At 59.9% G+C, this 19925-nt stretch carries 19 protein-coding genes; 4 read left to right on the forward strand and 15 right to left on the reverse strand.

Annotated elements, in window-relative coordinates; genetic code table 11:
• The first annotated feature begins 14 nt into the window (after window positions 1-14).
• The 4 genes from V5B60_RS21085 to V5B60_RS21100 all read left to right on the forward strand — a co-directional run bounded on the left by V5B60_RS21085 (window position 15) and on the right by V5B60_RS21100 (window position 6177).
• Entirely contained in the window at window positions 15-749 is a 735-nt protein-coding gene (locus tag V5B60_RS21085; protein ID WP_332349969.1) for a c-type cytochrome, read from the forward strand.
• 384 nt (window positions 750-1133) lie between these two features.
• Window positions 1134-2177 (forward strand): response regulator, encoded by a 1044-nt coding sequence (locus V5B60_RS21090; RefSeq protein WP_332349971.1) that lies wholly within the window; start codon window positions 1134-1136, stop codon window positions 2175-2177.
• Window positions 2178-2247: 70 nt separating this feature from the next.
• Complete coding sequence (locus V5B60_RS21095; protein ID WP_434735385.1) at window positions 2248-3126, forward strand: transporter substrate-binding domain-containing protein; 879 nt, start codon at window positions 2248-2250, stop codon at window positions 3124-3126.
• An 18-nt stretch (window positions 3127-3144) separates the two neighbouring features.
• The gene (locus V5B60_RS21100) at window positions 3145-6177 is read left to right on the forward strand and encodes a hybrid sensor histidine kinase/response regulator (RefSeq protein ID WP_332349975.1); all 3033 of its coding nucleotides are present in this window, start codon (window positions 3145-3147) and stop codon (window positions 6175-6177) included.
• Between the two features lie 89 nt (window positions 6178-6266).
• Here V5B60_RS21100 and V5B60_RS21105 read toward each other — a convergent pair whose 3' ends face one another.
• The 15 genes from V5B60_RS21105 to V5B60_RS21175 form a co-directional block, all read right to left on the reverse strand.
• On the reverse strand, window positions 6267-6536 hold the full coding sequence (locus V5B60_RS21105) for a type II toxin-antitoxin system MqsA family antitoxin (RefSeq protein WP_332350683.1): 270 nt from the start codon (window positions 6534-6536) through the stop codon (window positions 6267-6269).
• Window position 6537: 1 nt separating this feature from the next.
• Window positions 6538-6762 carry a DUF4258 domain-containing protein gene (locus tag V5B60_RS21110; RefSeq protein ID WP_332349977.1) on the reverse strand — a complete coding sequence of 75 codons (225 nt, stop codon included), beginning with the start codon at window positions 6760-6762 and terminating at the stop codon, window positions 6538-6540.
• 178 nt (window positions 6763-6940) lie between these two features.
• Window positions 6941-7291 (reverse strand): group II intron maturase-specific domain-containing protein, encoded by a 351-nt coding sequence (locus V5B60_RS21115; protein WP_332349980.1) that lies wholly within the window; start codon window positions 7289-7291, stop codon window positions 6941-6943.
• Window positions 7292-7294: 3 nt separating this feature from the next.
• The gene (locus V5B60_RS21120; protein ID WP_332349983.1) at window positions 7295-8143 is read right to left on the reverse strand and encodes a J domain-containing protein; all 849 of its coding nucleotides are present in this window, start codon (window positions 8141-8143) and stop codon (window positions 7295-7297) included.
• 106 nt (window positions 8144-8249) lie between these two features.
• Window positions 8250-8618 (reverse strand): hypothetical protein, encoded by a 369-nt coding sequence (locus tag V5B60_RS21125; protein WP_332349985.1) that lies wholly within the window; start codon window positions 8616-8618, stop codon window positions 8250-8252.
• A gap of 192 nt (window positions 8619-8810) precedes the next feature.
• The gene (locus V5B60_RS21130; protein WP_332349987.1) at window positions 8811-9017 is read right to left on the reverse strand and encodes a hypothetical protein; all 207 of its coding nucleotides are present in this window, start codon (window positions 9015-9017) and stop codon (window positions 8811-8813) included.
• Window positions 9007-9489 carry a type II toxin-antitoxin system VapC family toxin gene (locus tag V5B60_RS21135; protein ID WP_332349989.1) on the reverse strand — a complete coding sequence of 161 codons (483 nt, stop codon included), beginning with the start codon at window positions 9487-9489 and terminating at the stop codon, window positions 9007-9009. Before V5B60_RS21135 ends, V5B60_RS21130 begins: the two co-directional genes overlap by 11 nt.
• Before the next feature lie 76 nt (window positions 9490-9565).
• Entirely contained in the window at window positions 9566-10036 is a 471-nt protein-coding gene (locus V5B60_RS21140) for a hypothetical protein (RefSeq protein WP_332349991.1), read from the reverse strand.
• A gap of 128 nt (window positions 10037-10164) precedes the next feature.
• Window positions 10165-10602, reverse strand: a complete 438-nt coding sequence (locus V5B60_RS21145) for a PEP-CTERM sorting domain-containing protein (protein WP_332349993.1) — start codon at window positions 10600-10602, stop codon at window positions 10165-10167.
• A gap of 315 nt (window positions 10603-10917) precedes the next feature.
• Entirely contained in the window at window positions 10918-13470 is a 2553-nt protein-coding gene (locus V5B60_RS21150; RefSeq protein WP_332349994.1) for a DEAD/DEAH box helicase, read from the reverse strand.
• Between the two features lie 344 nt (window positions 13471-13814).
• Window positions 13815-14180, reverse strand: a complete 366-nt coding sequence (locus V5B60_RS21155) for a hypothetical protein (protein WP_332349996.1) — start codon at window positions 14178-14180, stop codon at window positions 13815-13817.
• 482 nt (window positions 14181-14662) lie between these two features.
• On the reverse strand, window positions 14663-15073 hold the full coding sequence (locus V5B60_RS21160; protein ID WP_332349998.1) for an ester cyclase: 411 nt from the start codon (window positions 15071-15073) through the stop codon (window positions 14663-14665).
• A 260-nt stretch (window positions 15074-15333) separates the two neighbouring features.
• Window positions 15334-15723, reverse strand: coding sequence for a hypothetical protein (locus tag V5B60_RS21165; RefSeq protein WP_332350000.1), 390 nt, complete (start codon window positions 15721-15723; stop codon window positions 15334-15336).
• 175 nt (window positions 15724-15898) lie between these two features.
• Window positions 15899-18070 carry a 1,4-alpha-glucan branching protein GlgB gene (gene glgB / locus V5B60_RS21170; protein ID WP_332350003.1) on the reverse strand — a complete coding sequence of 724 codons (2172 nt, stop codon included), beginning with the start codon at window positions 18068-18070 and terminating at the stop codon, window positions 15899-15901.
• A gap of 79 nt (window positions 18071-18149) precedes the next feature.
• On the reverse strand, window positions 18150-19919 hold the full coding sequence (locus tag V5B60_RS21175) for a DUF3459 domain-containing protein (protein WP_332350685.1): 1770 nt from the start codon (window positions 19917-19919) through the stop codon (window positions 18150-18152).
• Window positions 19920-19925 lie beyond the last annotated feature (6 nt).

Here is a 19925-nt window from a genome sequence, read left to right on the forward strand (position 1 = left end):
GCAGGGAGTCGGCAATGCAGAAACTGGTCCTCGCGCTTTCTCTGGCACTCCATGCCTCGGCGCTCCCGCATGCAGCGCCCTCGCCTGTCGGGCCTGAAGGTGTCCCGGTCAAGGAGTACCCATGGCAGGCGCTGCCGGGCGAGACCAACGAAGCGCTGGAACGCAAGGGTGAACGCAAGCGCGGCGAGCGGCTCTATGCGCTGTGCCGCAGTTGCCACCTGGCATCGGCAGGCGGGAGTCCCGACGGCGCCGTTCCCCGACTCGCGGGCCAGCACAGCAGCGTGCTGATCAAGCAGATGGCCGACATCCGCAGCGGTGTGCGGCACAACTCGACGATGTACCCCTTTGCCGCCGTACTGGCCGATCCGCAGGATCTCGCCGATCTCGCCGCCTATCTCGAAGGGCTGTGCATCCAGGCCGGCGACGGCCGTTACGGCGCTGCCGACGCCGAGCAGCAAGTGGCGGCCGGCAGGGCACTTTACGACAAGGCCTGCAGGACTTGCCACGGGCCGAACGGAGAAGGTTCGCGCCACAAGGGCTATCCGATGCTGGCGGGGCAGCACCACCGCTACCTGCTGCGCCAGATGACGGAAATCCGCGACGGCAGACGTTCCGGCGCCCACAGCGAAATGGTCCGGATCATCGGCAGCTACAGTGACGATGAACTGCTCGCGGTCGCCGCCTACCAGTCGAGCCTGGTGCTGCCCGGAAAGGCGTGCGCCGTCAAGCGGCCAAGCCGCAAACAATAGGCCCGCGACGAATGGCGTTCGGCCGCCAGGCACCCCGGCAAGATGCAGCGGATGGGCCAGCCTGGGCGGCTTTTCGACCAGGGCAGCGCACGTGCCGCCAGCGCCGCGTCCACCTGCCGACCGGTCATCCGGAGCGGGCAACGCCGCACCGTGCAAGCCTCCGATTGACCGCGGTTGACGCGGAACCTATACTCAGGCCGACCTCGCCAAGACTGCTGACTTTTGTCGACCCATTGCCTGTGATCGCGCTTGCCAATCGATCCCGCTTGCACCCATGTCGTTGATCCAGAGGAGGGCCCAGGCGCGGCCCTGTGGGACGTGCCACTCGGCCTTGCAGCTTCGTGATCCCCATCAGCCAGGACGCCAGCCGTGAAACTCACTGCCGTGATCATCGACGATTCAGAAATCAACCTGTTGCTCTTCAAGCATCTCGTGACGCGCAACGAAGACATCGAGCCCCGCTGTTTCAGCTCCTCGGCGGCCGGCCTCGAATGGTGCCAGGAACACGGCGCCGATATCGTCGTCGTCGATTACATGATGCCTGCCCCTGACGGCATCGAGTTCGTCCGTCGCTTCCGCGAGATTCCGGGAATGGGCGAAGTCCCGGTAGTCATGGTGACTGCGAACAATCTCGTCGAGACTCGCTACAATGCCTTGATGGCGGGCGCAACCGATTTCCTGACGAAGCCAGTTGACAGGCACGAGTTCACTGCGCGAATGAAGAACATGGCCGCCTTGCGGCGCGGCCAGAAGCTGCTCGCGGATCGTGCGGCACTGCTGGCCGTGGAAGTCGCCGCGGCCACCCGAACGATCGCCGAGCGCGAGCGCGAAACGATCTTCTGTCTGGCCAGGGCCGCAGAATACCGCGATCCGGAAACCGGCGGAGACATCATGCGCATGGCCCATTATTCGCGCCTCATTGCCTCGCGGCTGGGCTTGCCTGAGGAAGAGCAGCAGCTGATCTTCGAAGCCGCGCCGATGCATGACGTGGGCAAGGTCGGGACGCGCGACGAGATCCTGCTCAAGCCTGGTCGTTTGACGACCGACGAGTTCGCCATCATGAAGCAGCATGCGAGCATCGGCCACGACATCCTCGGCGACAGCAGTTCGCCCATACTGCGGACGGCTGCGATAATTGCCGGCACCCATCACGAAAAATACGACGGCAGCGGTTATCCGAACGGCCTGACTGGTGAGGAGATTCCACTTTACGGGCGAATCGTCGCAGTAGCGGATGTCTTTGACGCCCTCACCTCGAGTCGCCCATACAAGAAGGCCTGGGACGTCGACCGCGCCGCCGACTATCTGCGGGAAAAGTCCGGTTCTCACTTCGACCCGGCATGCGTGGCGGTGTTTCTTGATGCCTGGGAGAAAGTTCTCGACATCCGCGCGCGTTATGGCGACACGGATGACGAGCAGCACGAATGACAGACGTTTCCTGACTTCACCTACTTCACCAACTTCTCCCACTGGAGATCCGACCATGACCATGCCCAGGATGTTGTTCAGTATCCTCCTGATCTTCTTCACCAGTCTTTTCGTCGGCAATTCCGTAGCGGCCGACCTCAAGGAGATCCAGGCACGCGGCGAGCTTCGTCATCTGGGCATCCGCTACGCCAACTTCGTGACCGGTGATGGTGATGGCTTCGACGTGGATCTGGTGAAGGGTTTTGCCAAACACATCGGTGTCCGCTATCAACTCGTTTACACCGACTTCTACAACGTCATCCGCGACCTGCTGGGCAAGAATGTCGTGCGCAAGGGCGAGGAAGTGACACTGGAGGGCGACTTCCCGGTCAGGGGAGACATCATCGCGACCGGATTCACCGTGCTGCCGTGGCGTGAAAGGGTTCTTCTCTATTCCGAACCCACTTTCCCGTCGCAGGTCCTGCTCGTTGCCCGCGCCGACTCCCCCCAGTCGCCGATCAAGGGCAGCAGCAACCTCACCAGGGACATCCAGGAGACCAAGGCAATGATCGGCAAGAAGAGCCTTCTGGTCATGGAGCGAACCTGTCTCGATCCGGCAAACTATGGACTCAAGGGAGTGGGCCTCGACTTGCGGACCTATACCAGGAGCACCAATCTCAATGAAATGGTGCCGGCGTTGCTGAACAAGGACGCGGAATTGACCTTGCTGGACGTCCCGGACGCGATCCTCGACCTGCAGAAGTGGGCCGGCAGGATCAAGGTCCTCGGGCCGATATCGGAGGAACAGGACCTGGCTGCCGCTTTCCCCAAGTCCGCGCCGGAACTGCGCGCCGCTTTCAACGACTATCTCAGGAAGATCAAGGCCGACGGCACCTACGACCAGCTGGTCAACAAGTACTATCCAGGAATCAGAAGGTATTTCCCGGACTTTTTCGCCAGGAAGGGTTGAGGGTCCCGGTCACGAATCGTGCTGCAACGACTTCGCGCGCGCTGGCCACTGCTGGTTGCAGTCGTCTTCTGCGGCTATTCCTGGTTGCTCCTGTGGGAGGCGTTCAATTCGCAGGACCAACTGCGGGCGGCGGCCGATGTGCGCATCGTCGCCGACAGCAACCGGCGAGCCGCGGCTCTTGCCGACTTTGCCGCCGATCGGCTGAGCGGTGCCGCCGAGCTTGCCGACGTCCCCGAAATCCACAACTTCCTGGCCAACAGAGCCCTCGGGATGTCGCTGAAGTACGGGCTCAGCGCCAACCTGGACGCGATCGAGGTCCGTTTCCGGCGGCAGATGGAAAAGAGGCTTCGTGGTGAGCCGATCTACAATCGCGTCCTCTTTGTCGACGACGCCGGCGAGATTCTCGTCGACGTCGCGCTGACGCCCGGTGGCGCAGCGATCTCCCTCGCGGATGCCGCGCACGCCGCGAAGCTGTTCATCGATGCCGATGCCCGGCGGATCATCGCCGCGGCGCCAGTCCGCTACAAGGACGCCGTGGCCGGCACCGTGGTCACCATGGGCGACCTCGGGCAGCTCTCACGCTACCTGCTTGCATTGTCGGCGGGGAAGGAATACCAGGAACTGCTGATCACCGACGACGCTGTCGAACTCAAGTTCCCGGGACAGCACGCGACACTCGGCAGGAGCGTCGCCTGGAACCTGGTCCAACTCCCCGAGAACCAGATCACACGGATTCCTTCCGACCTCCTTGCGGCAGGATCAGACGCTGCCGCTGCAGACGACCAGGAACTGCTTGCCGTCAGGACCCCGGTTGCCGGCATGCCCTTGTCACTGCTGACCCTGTTCTCGGGCGAATACCTGTACGGCCACCTCACCTCGCGGCTTTTCCTCTATTTCGCGAGCGCATTCCCCTTGCTCGTACTGTTCGCTGCGATCATGTATGACCGCATGCGGCAACGTGCCGAAAGGCTGCAGGAAGATGTGCTTGAATCGGGTCTGCGCCGGACCGCCCTGCAGGAACTGAACGCCTCGCTCTCCGACGAAATCGAACGCCGCGAACTGAGCGAGCGGCAACTGCGCGAGAAGAGCCGGGAGTTGGAGCAGATGGCGGACGACCTCAGGCGCAGTGTGGCCCGTGCCGAGGATGCCAATCGCGCCAAGTCGGATTTCCTCGCCAGCATGAGTCATGAGATCAGGACGCCCATGAACGGGGTCATCGGCATGACCGAATTGGCGCTCGACACCGACCTCACCGGCGAGCAGCGCGAATACCTCAACATCGTCAAGTCTTCCGCCGCGGGCTTGCTGACGATCATCAACGACATCCTGGATTTCTCCAAGATCGAGGCGGGAAAACTGAGCGTCGAAGTGATTCCCTTCGATCTGAGCGCATTGATCGGCGACCTGCTGAAGCCGATTGCGCTCGCCGCCGAAGCGAAGCAGCTGGAGCTGCTGAGTGACTGCGACCCCGCCGTTCCGCGCCATCTGCTGGGCGATCCCGGGCGACTGCGGCAAGTGCTGATCAACCTTCTGAACAACGCCGTGAAATTCACCGAGAAGGGGGAGATCGTTCTCCTGGTCGAAGTGGAGCGCATGGCGGCCGACCGTCCCTGGATCCATTTCAGCGTACGCGACTCCGGCATCGGCATCCCGTTGGAAAAGCAGGAAGCCATCTTCGCGGCATTCACCCAGCAGGACAGCTCGACCACCCGCAACTATGGTGGCACCGGACTGGGCCTGACCATCTCGAGCCGCCTGGTCGCGTTGATGGGCGGGCACATCTGGGTCGACAGTGAGGTGGGGAAAGGCAGCACCTTCCATGCCGTCGTTCCATTCGGCATCGCGCCAGGCAGCGCGACCACTCCGGCACGGGTCGACGCGTGCGGCAAGCGCGCATTGATCGTGGACGACAATCGGGTGAATCGCCGCATCCTGGCCCGCCATCTGACGCTCTGGGGAATGGATGTCGTCGAAGCGCCGGACGGACCGACGGCGCTCGCAATGCATGCCGCGAGCGTTGCAGAAGACAGGCCGTTCGACGTCGTTCTGCTCGACTGCCACATGCCGGGAATGGACGGCTTCGAGGTCGCCAGTCGGCTCTCGCAAGCGAAGACCGCTGCCAGCCCCCTGCTGATGATGTTGTCGTCGGGCGGCGCGCGCGGCGACGCCAGCCGCTGTTGCCAGGTTGGCATTGGCGCTTACCTGAGCAAGCCGGTCGGTCCCGAGGAGCTGAAAACGTCGATCATGGCGTTGCTCGGTTTGTCGCAGGCGCCGCGCGTTCCCGGACAATTGATCACGCGGCATTCACTGCGCGAGCATGCCGGGGCACTGAGAATCCTGGTTGCCGAGGACAACGCGATCAATCAGAAGCTGATGGTCGAGCTTCTCGGCAGTTGGGGGCACCTGGTGACGCTTGCCGCCAACGGTCGCGAAGCCATCGAACTGTGGGCCCGTGATCGATTCGACATCGTCCTCATGGACATGCAGATGCCCGAAATCGATGGATTTTCAGCCACCCGCGAGATTCGTGCTCGCGAACAGGGCAGCCCGCAGCGCCGCACGCCAATCTATGCGCTCAGCGCTGCCGTGCTCCCCGATGACCGGGAAAGAGGATTCGCATCCGGGGTGGACGGCTACCTGAGCAAGCCACTGCAAAGGGAGGAGTTGCAGGATGTCCTGGCCGGTTTGCGGCGCGGGCACGCCGTCGAGCTGTCGACGAGCTACCGTGCCGGCCTCGCGCAGGCGGACGCAGAAGTCGTCGACATCATCGGCCACGCATTCCTGGCACAGGCACCCAACGAGATGGCTGCGTTGCGTGCCGCCGCAATGGCCACCGACTGGGCAGAACTGCGGCGGCTGGCGCACGGCTTGAAGGGCCTGGTTGCCCATTTCAATGCCGAACGCCTCGTCATGCAACTCACCCTGGTCGAGGAGCAGCCGCCCGAAGGCACGATCGACGCGATGTTGTCCGGGATCGATGCCGAACTGCAGGAACTGTGTCGCGCTCTCGAAGCGCATCTGCAGGAACGTTCAGGAACGGCCAGGGCGTAGCGGCCTGTCGCCATCGACCGTGCGCGGTCTGTGTTTCCCACCAAGCCAGCGTGATCTGCGGATGAGCCGCTCAGGGACGCTGCGCGGCTTTATCGCGCAGCGTCCCTTGGAGCGCCGGGTTGGGCGTGCGCTTCTTGAAACACAGCGACCGGAACCGGGCGGTCGACAGCGACAGACTTCCGAAGAGCCTTGATACGTTCGATTTCGTGGAGTGTCTGAGCCGAGAAGTACGACTCTCCGCAGCGAGGACACGACCACATGGGGATGTTCTCTATCACCAGAAGCGAAGCACCTCGACCGGAACTGCGAGTTACCCTCCGCAGTTGCACGCCTGGATGGCCGCATGAGGCACAGAGCATTTCAGACAAGGTAGACCGTGATGACGAAGAGATTGCCGAGCGGGCCGAACTTGACGACTGCCTCGGCCTGGAGTCCGCCGACGGTGGTGCCGCGGACGACGAACTTGCGCTCGTGCGTCTTGCAGTCGCGCTGGCGCTCGATGATTTCGCTGGTGAGAAGGATGTTTTCGAGATCGAGGATCGTAAGGTTGTCATCGTCAAGTTCTTCTACAGCGTGGATGGACACAACGTAGTTCAGTGAACGAACACAGTTGCGGATTCGGACGATAGTAGATTGAGCCACTCGTTAATTGTAGCGGTTCAGCACCGTCAGCGCCCAATCGGGATAGGAGAAGGCCTCGCGGCCGCCCCCACACCACCGGACGAACCGGGTCACGTATCCGGCGGTTCGATGAAGCAAATTCCTACCGCGGCGCAAGGCTCGGTAGTCCCATTTGGTCGAAGAAGCGCAACGGGAGCGCGATCGACAGGGCCGGCGTCTGCGACACCCGCGATGGACCGTGTGCGGACTTGCTGGTATGCCACGCTTCACGCACCGACACGCCGCGTTGGCGCAGTTCCCGATAGCCCGCTCGACCCCATTGTTTCCAGAAATCGCAGCGTAACTTGCGCCGGACCCACTTGTCGAGGTCGCGCAGAGGGCTCGGCACCTCGGTGATCCCGTAATACGCTTGCCAACCAAGCTGCCCCCACCGGGCTCGTCCAACAAACGGTTCAGATCGTGGCTTCGCATCGGTCGCACGATCAACCCTCACCCGTTATGCATACTTCGAAGAAAATTCTCCTTTAACGAACTTGCAGAAATCGTATGAACTATTAAATTTAAACGTCTTATCATGCAAATGCAGCGTTATTTTGGAACTGAAAACCCTTTGCTCTACCTTGCCTCCATGCAAACTAATAAGTTGGGTTGCTGCGACTGCGTCGCCCACATTCCAGGGTTCTCTAAAAATCTGCTGGAAAAGCCGTCTGCCTTCGAGTTTTCTCGCTAGTGATGGAAACTTATTGTTTATGTTGGCACGAATACTCCGTATGTCAACACTCTTGCCCATTACCCCGATGACATTATTCAAATATAGTGCGACCTCAATTTCTCTGGCTTTGATTATGTTTTCAGCATAGATAACAATATCCGCATTGCGGCCAAAATAGCGACACAAATAGTCATGTTTCAGTTGTGCGGCAATTTCCTGTGAGTCTTTGAATTCCTGACTCTGAAGGATCTTGATCTTAAATGTGAATGCAAGTCTCCATGATATCTTTTCAAGGTCAAGGTGATGTTTCTGAACATCCGGATAGAACTCAATGGCCACCTTCCAATCTTTCTCGAGTGGGTCCTCTTGGAATGGCTGCTTCTCCTCAAATTCTAAGATGTTTGCCTTGGTTCTAGTGGGTTCGCTTGATTTATCGTATTCAGCCCTCTTTGCACTGTCCCCTAGCACAGCATAGGCGGCATTCAGTTCTTTTGTTCTGATAATAGCATCAGTGGATTGATTTCTGTCTGGGTGATAAATGCTTATTAGCGCCCTGTATGCGGCTCTTATGACAGGAGGCTCTGCGTTGGGTAAAACGCCAAGCACTTGATAGAAATCTAGTCTTTCAGACATATGGCATCTTCATGCATAATCGGGATAGGAGAAATCCTCGCGGCCTCCCCCTCCCACACCACCGGACGAACGGGTCACGTATCCGGCGGTTCGATGAAGCAAATTCCTACCGCGGCGCAAGGCTCGGTAGTCCCATTTGCTTGAAGAAGCGCAACGGGAGCGCGATCGACAGAGCCGGCGTCTGCGACACCCGCCATTGTCCGTGTGCGGACTTATTTGAAATAACGAAACCATAATTGCAATAACCGTCGCCCCTGAAAGAGCCACCCACCCCAACGACGACGAAGGATGGCCTTTCCTCTTCCTCTCGTTGGCGCCTTTCATAGGCAAGAGCCTCCCTTTCGCCTTCGACCTGCAGGCGGGTTACTTCGGCGAACTCACGCTGTTGCTCGACAAATTTCTTTAGTTCTTCCGCCTGCAATCGCAGAGCCTCTGTACTTAGCTTCAGTTCCTCGCATTGCTGAAGGTAGCCCAACACCAGTCACAAAAAGGCAAGAGGAGCACAGACGGCCGCAAAGAAGTCGCCCCACTCATTGGGCTTCAGCTGACTAGCCTGTGTGCCGCTCCAGTCGAAAAGGATTGCCATTGTGGTTAGCCACGCCAATGTGGCGATGAGTCCGAAGTAGCACCGCAGTTCGGTCATGTGCTTTCAGGCCTCACGTCAAATTCAGCGGGGAGCGAAGCGAGTCCGCTGCAATACCGATTTCGGCGCGGGAGTTCCAGATGGTGGGGAAACAAAAGGATGACCGGCAGCAATACGTGCAGCTTCCGACCTTTTCAGGTCGGCATAGATCGCCCGCAGGTCATAAGCAAATTGGGCGGCATGGGCATCACGAATAGCCCGAACCTCATCGATCATTTCGTCATTGAGCATTTTCTTCTCCCAGAAGCTCTTCTGGCGTGCAGATGAACGGCAGATACAAGCCAATCCGGTCGAGGTACTCTGCAATCCCTCTCTGTATCTCCGGGTTGGCGATGTGCCGACAGTTCCATGTCAGCAGGTAGTCCACAGCATGCACCGTGGCGACCGCAATATGAAGCGCGTCTTCGGCGGCCTGGATCGGGACAATTCCCAGTTGTACCAACGCTTCCGCAATCAGGAGCGCCTGCTCCGTAATCAAGAGCAGAGGGACATCCTTCAAGCCAGCCAGCCGTTTGGCGGCCGCGTCTGGATCACCAGCGCCACACTCCCGCAAAACCGGCTCCGACACCAACAATTCGTATCGGTTGCGCGTTTCCCACCAAGCCAGCGTGATTTGCTGATGAGCCGCTCCAACAATGGTCTTGGTGGGGCGTGCCGTCAGATAGCTGATGACGGAGGTTTCAACGTAGATTTTGCGCTTCATGATTTTCGCTGTGGGTCAAACAAACCGTGGTCTGCCCCCTATTTCTACCCGGAATTGTTAGACGGAATTGCGGGCATCAGCGGTTGAAGTCCTCGTAGCCAACCTCAGAGGAAACTGCGTGAATGAGCTTGATGGCGAATGACTTTAGCAGACCAAATTCTGGAATGCATTTTATCCCCGTCTCTATGTAATTGAGCTGCTTTTTCGAATACAAACTGTTGAGCAGTTCGACTGCTGCTGCTTCGGCCGAGTCGAACTTGACCAAGCCTGATAAGCCAAGCTCCTCGGCCTTTCTCTGGCAGGAATGAAGGTCATGCCCGAATTTCCTAGACCGAAGCTCGCGAAGCGTAATGTCACGATGAAGCAAGTAGGACTTAAACGCCAACTCAATTGAATGCCCGATCAGATATAGCGCAGGCATTTGCGAAACCAGGTCAAATCCGTCACTCTTTCCGTAGTGATAATCGACCGCGCGAGATGAGTCAAAAAAATCATGGGCGTACCGCGCAAGGCCAATGGGTGTGGTCAGCTCTGGATCATCGCGCATGATTCGCTCTAACGTTCGAGCTGAACGGGCGACGACAGCAGGCGACTAGGCCCGGGCTAGCGAGAATGTCCCGCGTACCGCCAGCCCGGGCCTGTTGGCCTGCCGTTGGCACTCCGCTTGAGTGGGGGTTAGGCCTCACGGCGCAGGACCTTGAGCGCAACTGCAAGAGCCATAGCTACCAATGCGAGTGTCGGCGGTTCCGGAACGTCTTGTCTTACGAGCCAAGTACCTACGCCTTGTAGCGCGCTCCCAACCGGGACCGAGCCCCACGTTGAGTATGCAGAGGCAAAGTCAAGAACGCCGCTCACAGTATTGACCGCAGTGCGCACGACTACATTGCCGATATTGACTGAGAGAAAGCCATTGACCGGACTCACAAAGTCATTGTCAACATAGCCGGCGGTCTCATACAGGAACCCAAGCGCGGAGTACTGATACTGATACGTCACTCCTACGAGCGACTGCAGTGCGCTTACGCCAGCCACATTTGCCGTGGTCCCATACAGCGCTCCGTAACCTGCAACATTAATATCCGGAATACCTGCATTCGCAAACAGTTCGGTCAACTCAGCAGTGCTTGCCACACGGAACCCTACGTATCGAGGATCAAATTGAAGCAGACCTCGAACCTCGGAAATGGACAGTCCAGAAGTCACTGTTGGCGTCAGCCATCCAAGACCGGTCGAAGTGTCTCGAGTCAACGTGCCGGGTCCCCATGCTGGATCGGACGATAGCACGAGCGAGGCTGGCGCGTGGCCAGACCAAGCGAAGAGGGCAATGAGGAGGATGCGCTTGTTCATGGTGAAGTGTGAGGCCTAACGTGTGAGCTCAGGCCGCGGCCCGTCAGGGCCGTCGCGCCAGCAGCGAATTGTTGGGCGCCGTCAACTCGACGCTTTTTCTCCTGTGACCCAATTAACCCGAGTCATCTTGGTCGTTCCCGGAATTGGCCGAACCAAGCCTGTTTTTACCAGCCACCGAACTCCCGGTCGATTTGACGCCAGTTCATACATCAACCCTTGAGGAGTAAAACGATGCGAAATGACTCTAACCTCTTCACTATTTTCAACGTGTACTGCGCTCTGGTCTTCATCAATCACGCTGACCCAGTCATCGCTCTCTGAGCTAACACGCATTGACTCCTGAGGGTCATTCACCTCGCACTCAGAAGAGAGTTGCTTCAACCGTCTCAACGCTTCAATAACCAAAGGCGCATGAGAGTTATCACGCTCCAGAGCAAGGGTAATAGACAACTCAACAACATCTGGGAACCGTTCATGAAGCTGCTTTGTAAGGCGGAGACTTCCATGTACGTTGTCATAAATGCTCATCCCTGAGCACTCACTTTGCCAGTATGGAGATGGCTTGCAATGGAATATTCCATAGCCAATGTCCCTCTGTTGAATGCCGCACAAGACACAAAAAGCCTCGTGCAATCTCAAGGCGACGGCATCAGAAACAACCTCCTTCTCTGGAAATAACCAACAAACCCCGGTTGTTTCAAAATATCTGGTTATTGGCTTTTGTGAATAGGGCGACAGGTGATCATAAGCATGAGGAGTCTGCGTTCTCCCCCTTTTTTCTATGAAACCAGTCACCCGCTCACTTATCTGCATGCCGGTCTCTACTAAAAATCCTATGCTGGATTTCCTCGACGCAATTACGCCGCCCGGAAATTTGGGGAAGACCATGCAGCGAGAATCTGCTCGCGTTGTCCAAAGCCTTGTTCTTGTTACCGATATCTCTGCGGTTCTGTAGTTGAATGAAACCACCCTAAATGGCTTAGCCATGTAATAGTAGATTGCGCCTGGATATCCCTCTCGCATTGCTTGCGCCATGGTGAGAGTACCGAGACGGGGCTCACCTGGCGCCCCCCTTAGTTTTACGGCGAAATTTTTCTCAATCCCGCTTCGAATGGGAAACTCATAATGTGCACCCGATTGGGCCCTCTGCTTTAATGGATAAAGGTCATCAGGTATGCCCTGCACTGGATTTATTTCATTGTCCAAGTATTGGAGGAACTGTTCTGGCAGAGAACGCAATGGAACTCGGTTGTATTGAGCGCCGCCATACTCTGCGTACTCTTGCGCTGCACAGAGTGCTTGAGAATATTGCAGGTATGGATTATCTAAGTAGAGCCACGCCGGCTCGACAGCTTTCTTCAAAAACTCTTCTAGAGGGTTTCCTTCTTCATTGATCACTTCGCGCGTATCAATAAATATGCAATAGCCGGGGCTTTTTCTACCAGCACGACCAAATCGTTGCCAGAATGATTTCATGGTTGGCGGGGTACTTAACATAAGTACCGTATCAATTTCACCTATATCAATTCCAAGCTCCATTGCACTTGTTGAAACAACACCAGAAAGCCTCCCTTCTGTGAGTGCTCTCTGAATTTGAGTTCTATCCTCATCTTCGTATCCCGCACGATATGGAAGAATTCTTCCATGCTCAATCACATGCTCGCTTGGCTCAGGTTCGGACTCTTCATTGTCAACTTCAACAACACCCCGCTCACTTTCCTTTCTCTCGGCGATTACTACGAGTTGCTCAACTATTCGCCGTGAGTCGGCAAAGGCGATGAACCTTCCATACCCAGCGTCAGCGACAGCCTTGAGTAGAGCTACGGATTTTCCGAACGGATCACCGCCGCCCGGCTTTGCCATTACTAGCCACTTGTCTGGCGATGGCCCTTGATCATCCGACGGGCCAAAGACAGTTGGCCGCCTTCCGATCAGATTTCCAATGAACTGTTCTGGATCACCGATTGTCGCGGTGCTCGATATGAACCTATCTACCCGCGTTACGGCCTGTAGGCGCCGCATGAAGTACGCCATATTTGTTCCAAACACGCCGTCATATACATGGGCCTCGTCTAAAACCACGATCTTGATGGAAGAAAGAAATTCTCTTATCGGCTCGTCGTGCAGACGACTCATCATCCAAGCATGCGCAACGTCAGGCGTCATTAAGACTAAGCGACCATTTCTTAAAAGCTCCGCACGCTCGTTTACTGCGACCCCACCATCAATTTGTACGCACCTCAGTCCCATTGGTGCTAAGAGAGATTGCCATTTCGAGAACTGATCTTGAATTAATGCTCGAGCCGGATACAAAGCCAACACTTTTGCATTCGAATCTGCCTTGAGAACATGGGCCGATACCGACATGAAGATTAAGCTCTTCCCCGAAGCCGTTGGAGTTGCGACGCATACGTCCGATCCATCCAGGGCAGCCTGAATTGCCTTTGCTTGATGTCCATACATCCCGCTCGGAAGTCGTGAGCGCAACTCATTTCGAACTATTTGATGAAGATTGCTTGGTACATCTAAGAACTGTGGTTTCCTCGCTGAAATTGATACCTCTCCGCGATTCTCAAACCCTAGATCATCAACGAGTTTGCGCAATCTTGATTGGTTATCCATGAATGCACTCATGATGCCCTTCCACGTTACTTTCAAATTTCCATGGAAACCCTTCGGCTCCCGACTCTAGCAATTGGCGCCGAACTAGACGTCGGAATCCTACAGGACGCAAAGCCTCGCGTCAAAATGCATTCGCCATCGACGACAAGCCGCTGATTCCCCGACGAAACAGGACCCTGCGCATTGGCCAGTAAAAGAAAGCCGGCAATTTCGTCACCACCGCGCTCCCTTCGCCCGGTGCCCGCCGTGCAACCGAACGAACGACGGCTGGCGTCGGGCTTCGATCCGGCAGGGGATGAGGCGCCACGTCCTTTCCCCCGCCGTCGTCGACGCGCTGTGCTCCGGCAGGCGCCGAACTACTTGCCGGCCTTGCCGCTGCGGGCCGGCGCCTTGCGCTCGGATTTCTTCTTCAGACCCAGCGAGGCGACTTCGTTGGAATCGGCACCGAATTGGGCGATGACCTGGTCCTTGACGCCGAGGATGAGGTTGTGGTGTTCCCACTGCGTGGCGATCGCCGCATCGCGTGCGGCGTCGAGTGCATTCTGCGCGCGCAGCTCGACTTCCTCGGCGGCGCGCATCGCGTCGTAGCGGGCCGTCACCGTTGCCAGGCTGTACGTCTGGTTGGCCGGGCTGTAGCCGGCGATCGCCTTGAGCGCGAGAAAGGCCTCTTCATCGGCCTGTCTGGTTTCCTGCGGCAGACGGACTGTTTCGTTCTTTGCCATGTCACTCCCCCCACGAAGATGAAGTCACGAGGGACGGATTGCCCCTCTGCGAAGATGGTAGGTTGCCGCCGGCAGTCGTGTCAATGCGCCGCCGGGCTGACGAACCCGGCAGCGACTCTCCATGCCGAGAAGCGAATGAGGGCGCGTGCCGTTGCGGCCGAAGCTTGCAGGCAAGCGCACGCAGAGGCGCCAAGCGCATAGGGACGGCGCCGGCGAAGCTTGCGCGGGCTCCGGCTGAGCGAAGGCTTGGCCGTCTGGATGCATCAGCGACCTGATGTTGTGCGACGTCTTGCTGCGGGCTTGCGAGTCTCACTCGTGATGGAATCCGGCCGCTCAGCGAGGCGACCCGTAACGTACTTGTGCAAGACGCTGGCACATTGTCAGCAGCGACCCGAGAGGCGCAACCACCGCGCATCAGCCGCGGCGGTCGGATGCGCCCCATCCAGCCATGACGCGCGACCGCCGTCGGCTGCATGCGTGGCTCATGCTCCTTGGTTGGCCTGCAGCAAGCCGTCGAGACTGGCCAGGTCGCCCAGGACCCAGAGTTGGGCAATTCGTGGCCCTGCGAACTCGAACAGTGCCGCCCCCAGCCAGTACACGGATTTGCCGGTGGGTGCGTAGCCGCGAAAGACCCCGACGTGTCGGCCCGAGAAGCGCATCTGAGCGAAGGCGCGATTGCCCTCGCTGACGCACTCCAGGATCTCGCAGCGGTAGTCGGCGAGCGCGGACCGGACTGCGCCGACGTAGGCCACGAAACCAGCGCGCCCCTGCACTTCAGCCCCCAGCGAGCCGCGGAAGACAAATGCCTCGCTCAGCAGCTCGCGCGCAGCTTCGACCTTGCCGCAATTCCAGATCTGCTCATAGAACGCAGCAACCAAGGGGGGCGTGCTCATCTTGTTCGGGTTCGCTTGTCGGCAGGAGGTGCGGTCGCAATCCTGCTTGACGCACAGCCTTGGCGCAGCGTGGGGTTTCGCTCCGGCAGGGGATGAGGTGCCACGTCCTTTCCCCCGCCGTCGTCGATGCGCTGTGCTCGGGCGGGCGCCGAACTACTTGCCGGCCTTGCCACTGCGGGCCGGCGCCTTGCGCTCGGATTTTTCCTGCGCCAGACGGACGGTTTCGTTCTTTGCCATGGCACTCCCCCACGCAGATGAAGTCACGAGGGACGGATTGCCCCTCGTCGAAAATGGTAGGTTGCCGCCGGCAGTCGTGTCAATGCGCCGCCGGGTTGACGAACGCGGCAGCGATGCTCGAGCGCTGGGAAGGCATCCCGACCGACCCGGGAAGCATCCTGATGCATCAGGGAAGCATCTCGATCGGTCAGGGAAGCATCCTGACGCATCAGGGAAGCATCCTGATGCATCAGGGAAGCATCTCGATGCATCAGGGAAGCATCTCGATGCATCAGGGAAGCATCTCGATGCATCAGGGAAGCATCTCGATCGGTCAGGGAAGCATCCTGATGCATCAGGGAAGCATCTCGATCGATCAGGGAAGCATCCAGACGACGGTGGCTTCGGCCGGGGGCTCTGCTGGCGATCGCCATGCCTGCTCGGCTGCATCAGCGCGTGGATGCTTGCCCCACCGTCCCGGCGACGGTCCGCCTGCGCTTCCACGCCGAACGCAAGAATTTCGCTGGCAGCCTTCGCGCGTGCCCGGCGTCGGCGGCCGGGCACGCACACTTGCTCCGAGGGCGCTTTCGCCGCCCCCGTCGCGCGGCATCAGGCGCGCAGCGCGAGGACGACGCCGGCGAGCGGCGGCACGGTGATGGTCAACGAGTACGGACGGTTCATCCACGGCATCTCCTCGGCGACGAGTTGCCGATCGCTGTTGCCCATGTCGCTACCGCCATAGAACTGCGAATCCGAGTTGAGGATCTCCTGATAGGTGCCCGCTTGCGGCACGCCAATCCGGTAATCGGTCCGCGGCACCGGCGTGAAGTTGACGATCACGACGACGAATTCGTCGCCGGCCTTGCGCACGAAACTGAGGATCGACTGCTGCGAATCGTGGCAATCGATCCACTCGAAACCCTGCCAGTCGAACTCGTTGCCGTACAGGGCGGGCGAGCCGCGATAGAGGTGGTTGAGATCCTTGACCAGCGTCTGCATGCCGGCATGGAAGCGGTACTCGAGCACATACCAGTCGAGGACGCCGGCGCTGTTCCACTCCAGGCCCTGGCCGAACTCGGTGCCCATGAAGAGGAGCTTCTTGCCCGGATGGGTGAACATGTAGGTGTAGAGCAGGCGGAGGTTGGCGAAACGCTGCCACTCGTCGCCGGGCATGCGGTTGAGCATCGATCCCTTGCCATGCACCACTTCGTCATGCGAGAACGGCAGCATGAAGTTCTCCGAGAAGGCGTAGAGCATGCTGAAGGTGAGCAGGTCATGATGGTACTGGCGGAAGATCGGTTCCTGTCCGATGTAGCGCAGGGTATCGTTCATCCAGCCCATGTTCCACTTGATGTCGAAACCCAGCCCGCCAATGTAGGTCGGGCGCGTCACCTGCGGCCACGACGTCGATTCCTCGGCGATGACCAGTGTGCCGGGCGCTTCGCTGTGCGTCGTGGCGTTGAGCTGACGCAGGAAGTCGATCGCCTCGATGTTCTCGCGGCCGCCGTACTGATTGGGCACCCATTCGGTGCGCGAATAGTCGAGGTAGAGCATCGACGCGACGGCATCGACCCGCAGGCCGTCGATGTGGAACTCGTCAAGCCAGTACACGGCGCTGGAAATCAGGAAGTTCTTCACCTCGTTGCGGCCGAAGTTGAAGATCAGCGTCGACCAGTCGAGATGTTCGCCCTTGCGCGGATCCTCGTGCTCGTAGAGCGCCGTGCCGTCGAAGCGCGCCAGCGCATGGGCATCCTTGGGGAAATGCGCGGGAACCCAGTCGAGGATCACGCCGATCTCGTTCTGGTGGCAGAGATCGACGAAGTAGCGAAAATCGTCGGGGGTGCCGAAGCGGCTGGTCGGCGCGAAATAGCCGGTGACCTGGTAGCCCCACGACTGGTCGAAGGGATGCTCGGTGACCGGCAGCAGCTCGATGTGGGTGAAGCCCATGCGGCAAACATACTCGACCAGTTGTCGCGCCAGTTCGCGGTAGTTGAGGAACTCCCCTTCGTGGCCGCGCTGCCAGGAGCCGAGATGGACCTCGTAGGTGGACATCGGCGCATGCTGCCAGTCGGCGGTGGCGCGCCGCTCGATCCACGCGGCGTCCTGCCAGGCGTAGGTCGAGCGCGGCGTGACGATCGAGGCGTTGCCCGGCCGCATCTCGAAGCGTCGCCCGTAGGGGTCGGACTTGGTGAGCACCTCGCCGCTGTTGCGGTTCCGGATCTCGAAGCGATAGAAGATGCCCGCAGGGATGTCGGGGATGAACAGCTCCCAGACGCCGCTCCCCGGGCGCACGCGCATCGCGTGGCGGCGACCGTCCCAGTGGTTGAAATCGCCGAGCACGCTCACCCGCTCGGCGTTGGGTGCCCAGACGGCGAAGAGGATGCCGGCGACGCCGTCGACCTCGTGCTCGTTGGCCCCGAGGAAGCGATAGGCGTGGCTGTGCCTGCCCTCGCCGAACAGGTGCAGGTCGAAATCGCTCAGTTGCGGCAGGTAGCTGTAGGGATCGTGCGCGATGTGGTCGTGGTGCCAGGTGTCGCGCCAGATCAGGCGGTAGTGCTCGGGAAGGTTCTTGCCGGAACCCCGCCACTCGAAGAAGTCGGAATCCGGCACCCGCGCCAGCGGCAGATTGCCTTCGGCGATGGAGACTTCCATCGCGTGCGGGATGTAGGCCCGCACGAGAACGCCTTCCGGACACGGATGCCTTCCCAGTACCGAAAACGGATCGTGGTGGCGTGCTTCGGCGATGCGGATCATCTCGTCGTTCAACTTGCTCTCTCTCATGATTCTGTCTTGCCTCGGTGAAGGTCAATCGGTTGTGACGTCAAGCGGACGTCACCGGAAAGGATTCTCGCAACCGGCATCAGGCGGCATCCTGCAGGAACCAGAGCAGTGACCAGGGCGGCAGCCGCCCCTGCGGCAGCGCCTGCTCGGCCTCGCGTGGCTCGGCCCAGAGGACGGAACCGGCCGGACGCTGCAGTCCGTCGAGTTGCACGCCGCTGTAATTGGCCAACAGGCTGAGGACCGAGTCGTCGCCGAGCGTCCACCGGATCGACAAGCCGCGCCCGGCGATCAGGCTGTGGCGAACGGCTTCTTCATGCATGCCGGCAAGCCGCGGACAGATTTCCCGTCGGCGAACCGCCAGCAGGCGGCGGTGGAAATCGAGCCAGTCGGCATGCGGCGAGCGGTTGATGCTGTTCCAGTCGAGCTTGCAGCGCTGGAAGGTCGCCGGGTCGGTTGGGTCGGGGATGCGCGCCCGCGTCCGCGCGCTGCGAAAGCCCTGCAGATGGGCAAAGGACTGGCGCCGGTTGCGCGCGACGTCCTTGACCAGGTCCGGGTTGAAGTCGCAGAAATACAGGAACGGCTGCGCAGCGGCGAATTCTTCGCCCATGAACAGCGCCGGCGGCATCGGCGCCAGCAGAGCCGTCGCGACCAGCACACCCAGCGGCCGCGCCGGGGTCAACTGGTGCAGGCGTTCGCCGAGGGCGCGGTCGCCGATCCGCGCGTAGTCCTGCAGGAAGCTGACGAAAGCGGTGGGCAACAGGCGACCGGCGCCGCTGTCGGCAAAGCCGCGGCTCAGGCAGGCGCCCAACTGCTCGAGTGGCCGGACGGTGCCGGCCGCGCCGGCCGCTGCACCGGTCAACACGTCCTGCATCGCCTGCTGCACGGCGTCGTTCCAGACGGCTGCATAGCGGCGCGGAGCGCTGTGATCAGGCCAGTGGAGATAGCGCACGGCGCGCGGGTCATGGCCGAGCAGCAAGTGGCAATGCCGGTGCTTGCCCGGCCCCTCACGAACCGCGTCGGCGAGCGTCTCGAGCAGATCGGACTCGCCCGCACCTTCCTGCAGCCAGGCGGCATCGAGTCGCAGACCGTCGACATGGAACTCCTCCAGCCAGTACAGGGCATTGTGGATGAGGAATTCGCCGGCGACTGCCCGAGTGCAGTCGATGCTCCTGCCGGCGCGACCGGTCGTCGGTGGGGCGAAGAATTCCGGCGCGTAAGCGGACAGGTGATTGCCCTCTGGTCCGAAATGCTGACAGGCGAGATCGAGCAACACCATCAGGCCCTTGTGGTGCGCGCTCTGCACCAGATCCTTCAACTCGTCCGGATGGCCATAGGTGGCGGCGGGGGCGAAGGGCAGCACAGCGTCGTGACCCCAGCCGTGCGCCCCGGCAAAGGCAGCGACCGGCAGCAACTGGATCGCGGTGACGCCGAGTTCCACCAGGTGATCGAGTCGTTCCGTGACTGCGGCGAAGCTGCCCTGCGCGGTGAAGGCACCGACATGCAGCTGGTAGATGATCGCCTCCTCCCAGGGCCGGCCGCGCCAGTTGCCGTCGGTCCACGCGAACAGCCCCGGCTCGATCACCTGGCTGGCGCCATGCACGCCATCCGGATTGCAGCGGGAGGCCGGATCGGGCACTGCGCAGGAACCATCGATCCGGTAGCGGTAGAGGTCGTCGACCGTCGCCTCGTCGCTCGTCAGTTCGTACCAGCCCGCTTCCCTGGATTCCATCGGCCGCGCGATGGCGCCGGCCTCCGGCTTCTGCAGCAACAGCTCGACGCGTTCGGCCGCCGGCGCCCACAGGCGGAAGCGCACCCGCCCACCTTCCAGCACCTGCGCGCCGAAGGGCATGAAATA

Source organism: Accumulibacter sp. (assembly GCF_036625195.1).
In the GTDB taxonomy this organism is placed as follows: domain Bacteria; phylum Pseudomonadota; class Gammaproteobacteria; order Burkholderiales; family Rhodocyclaceae; genus Accumulibacter.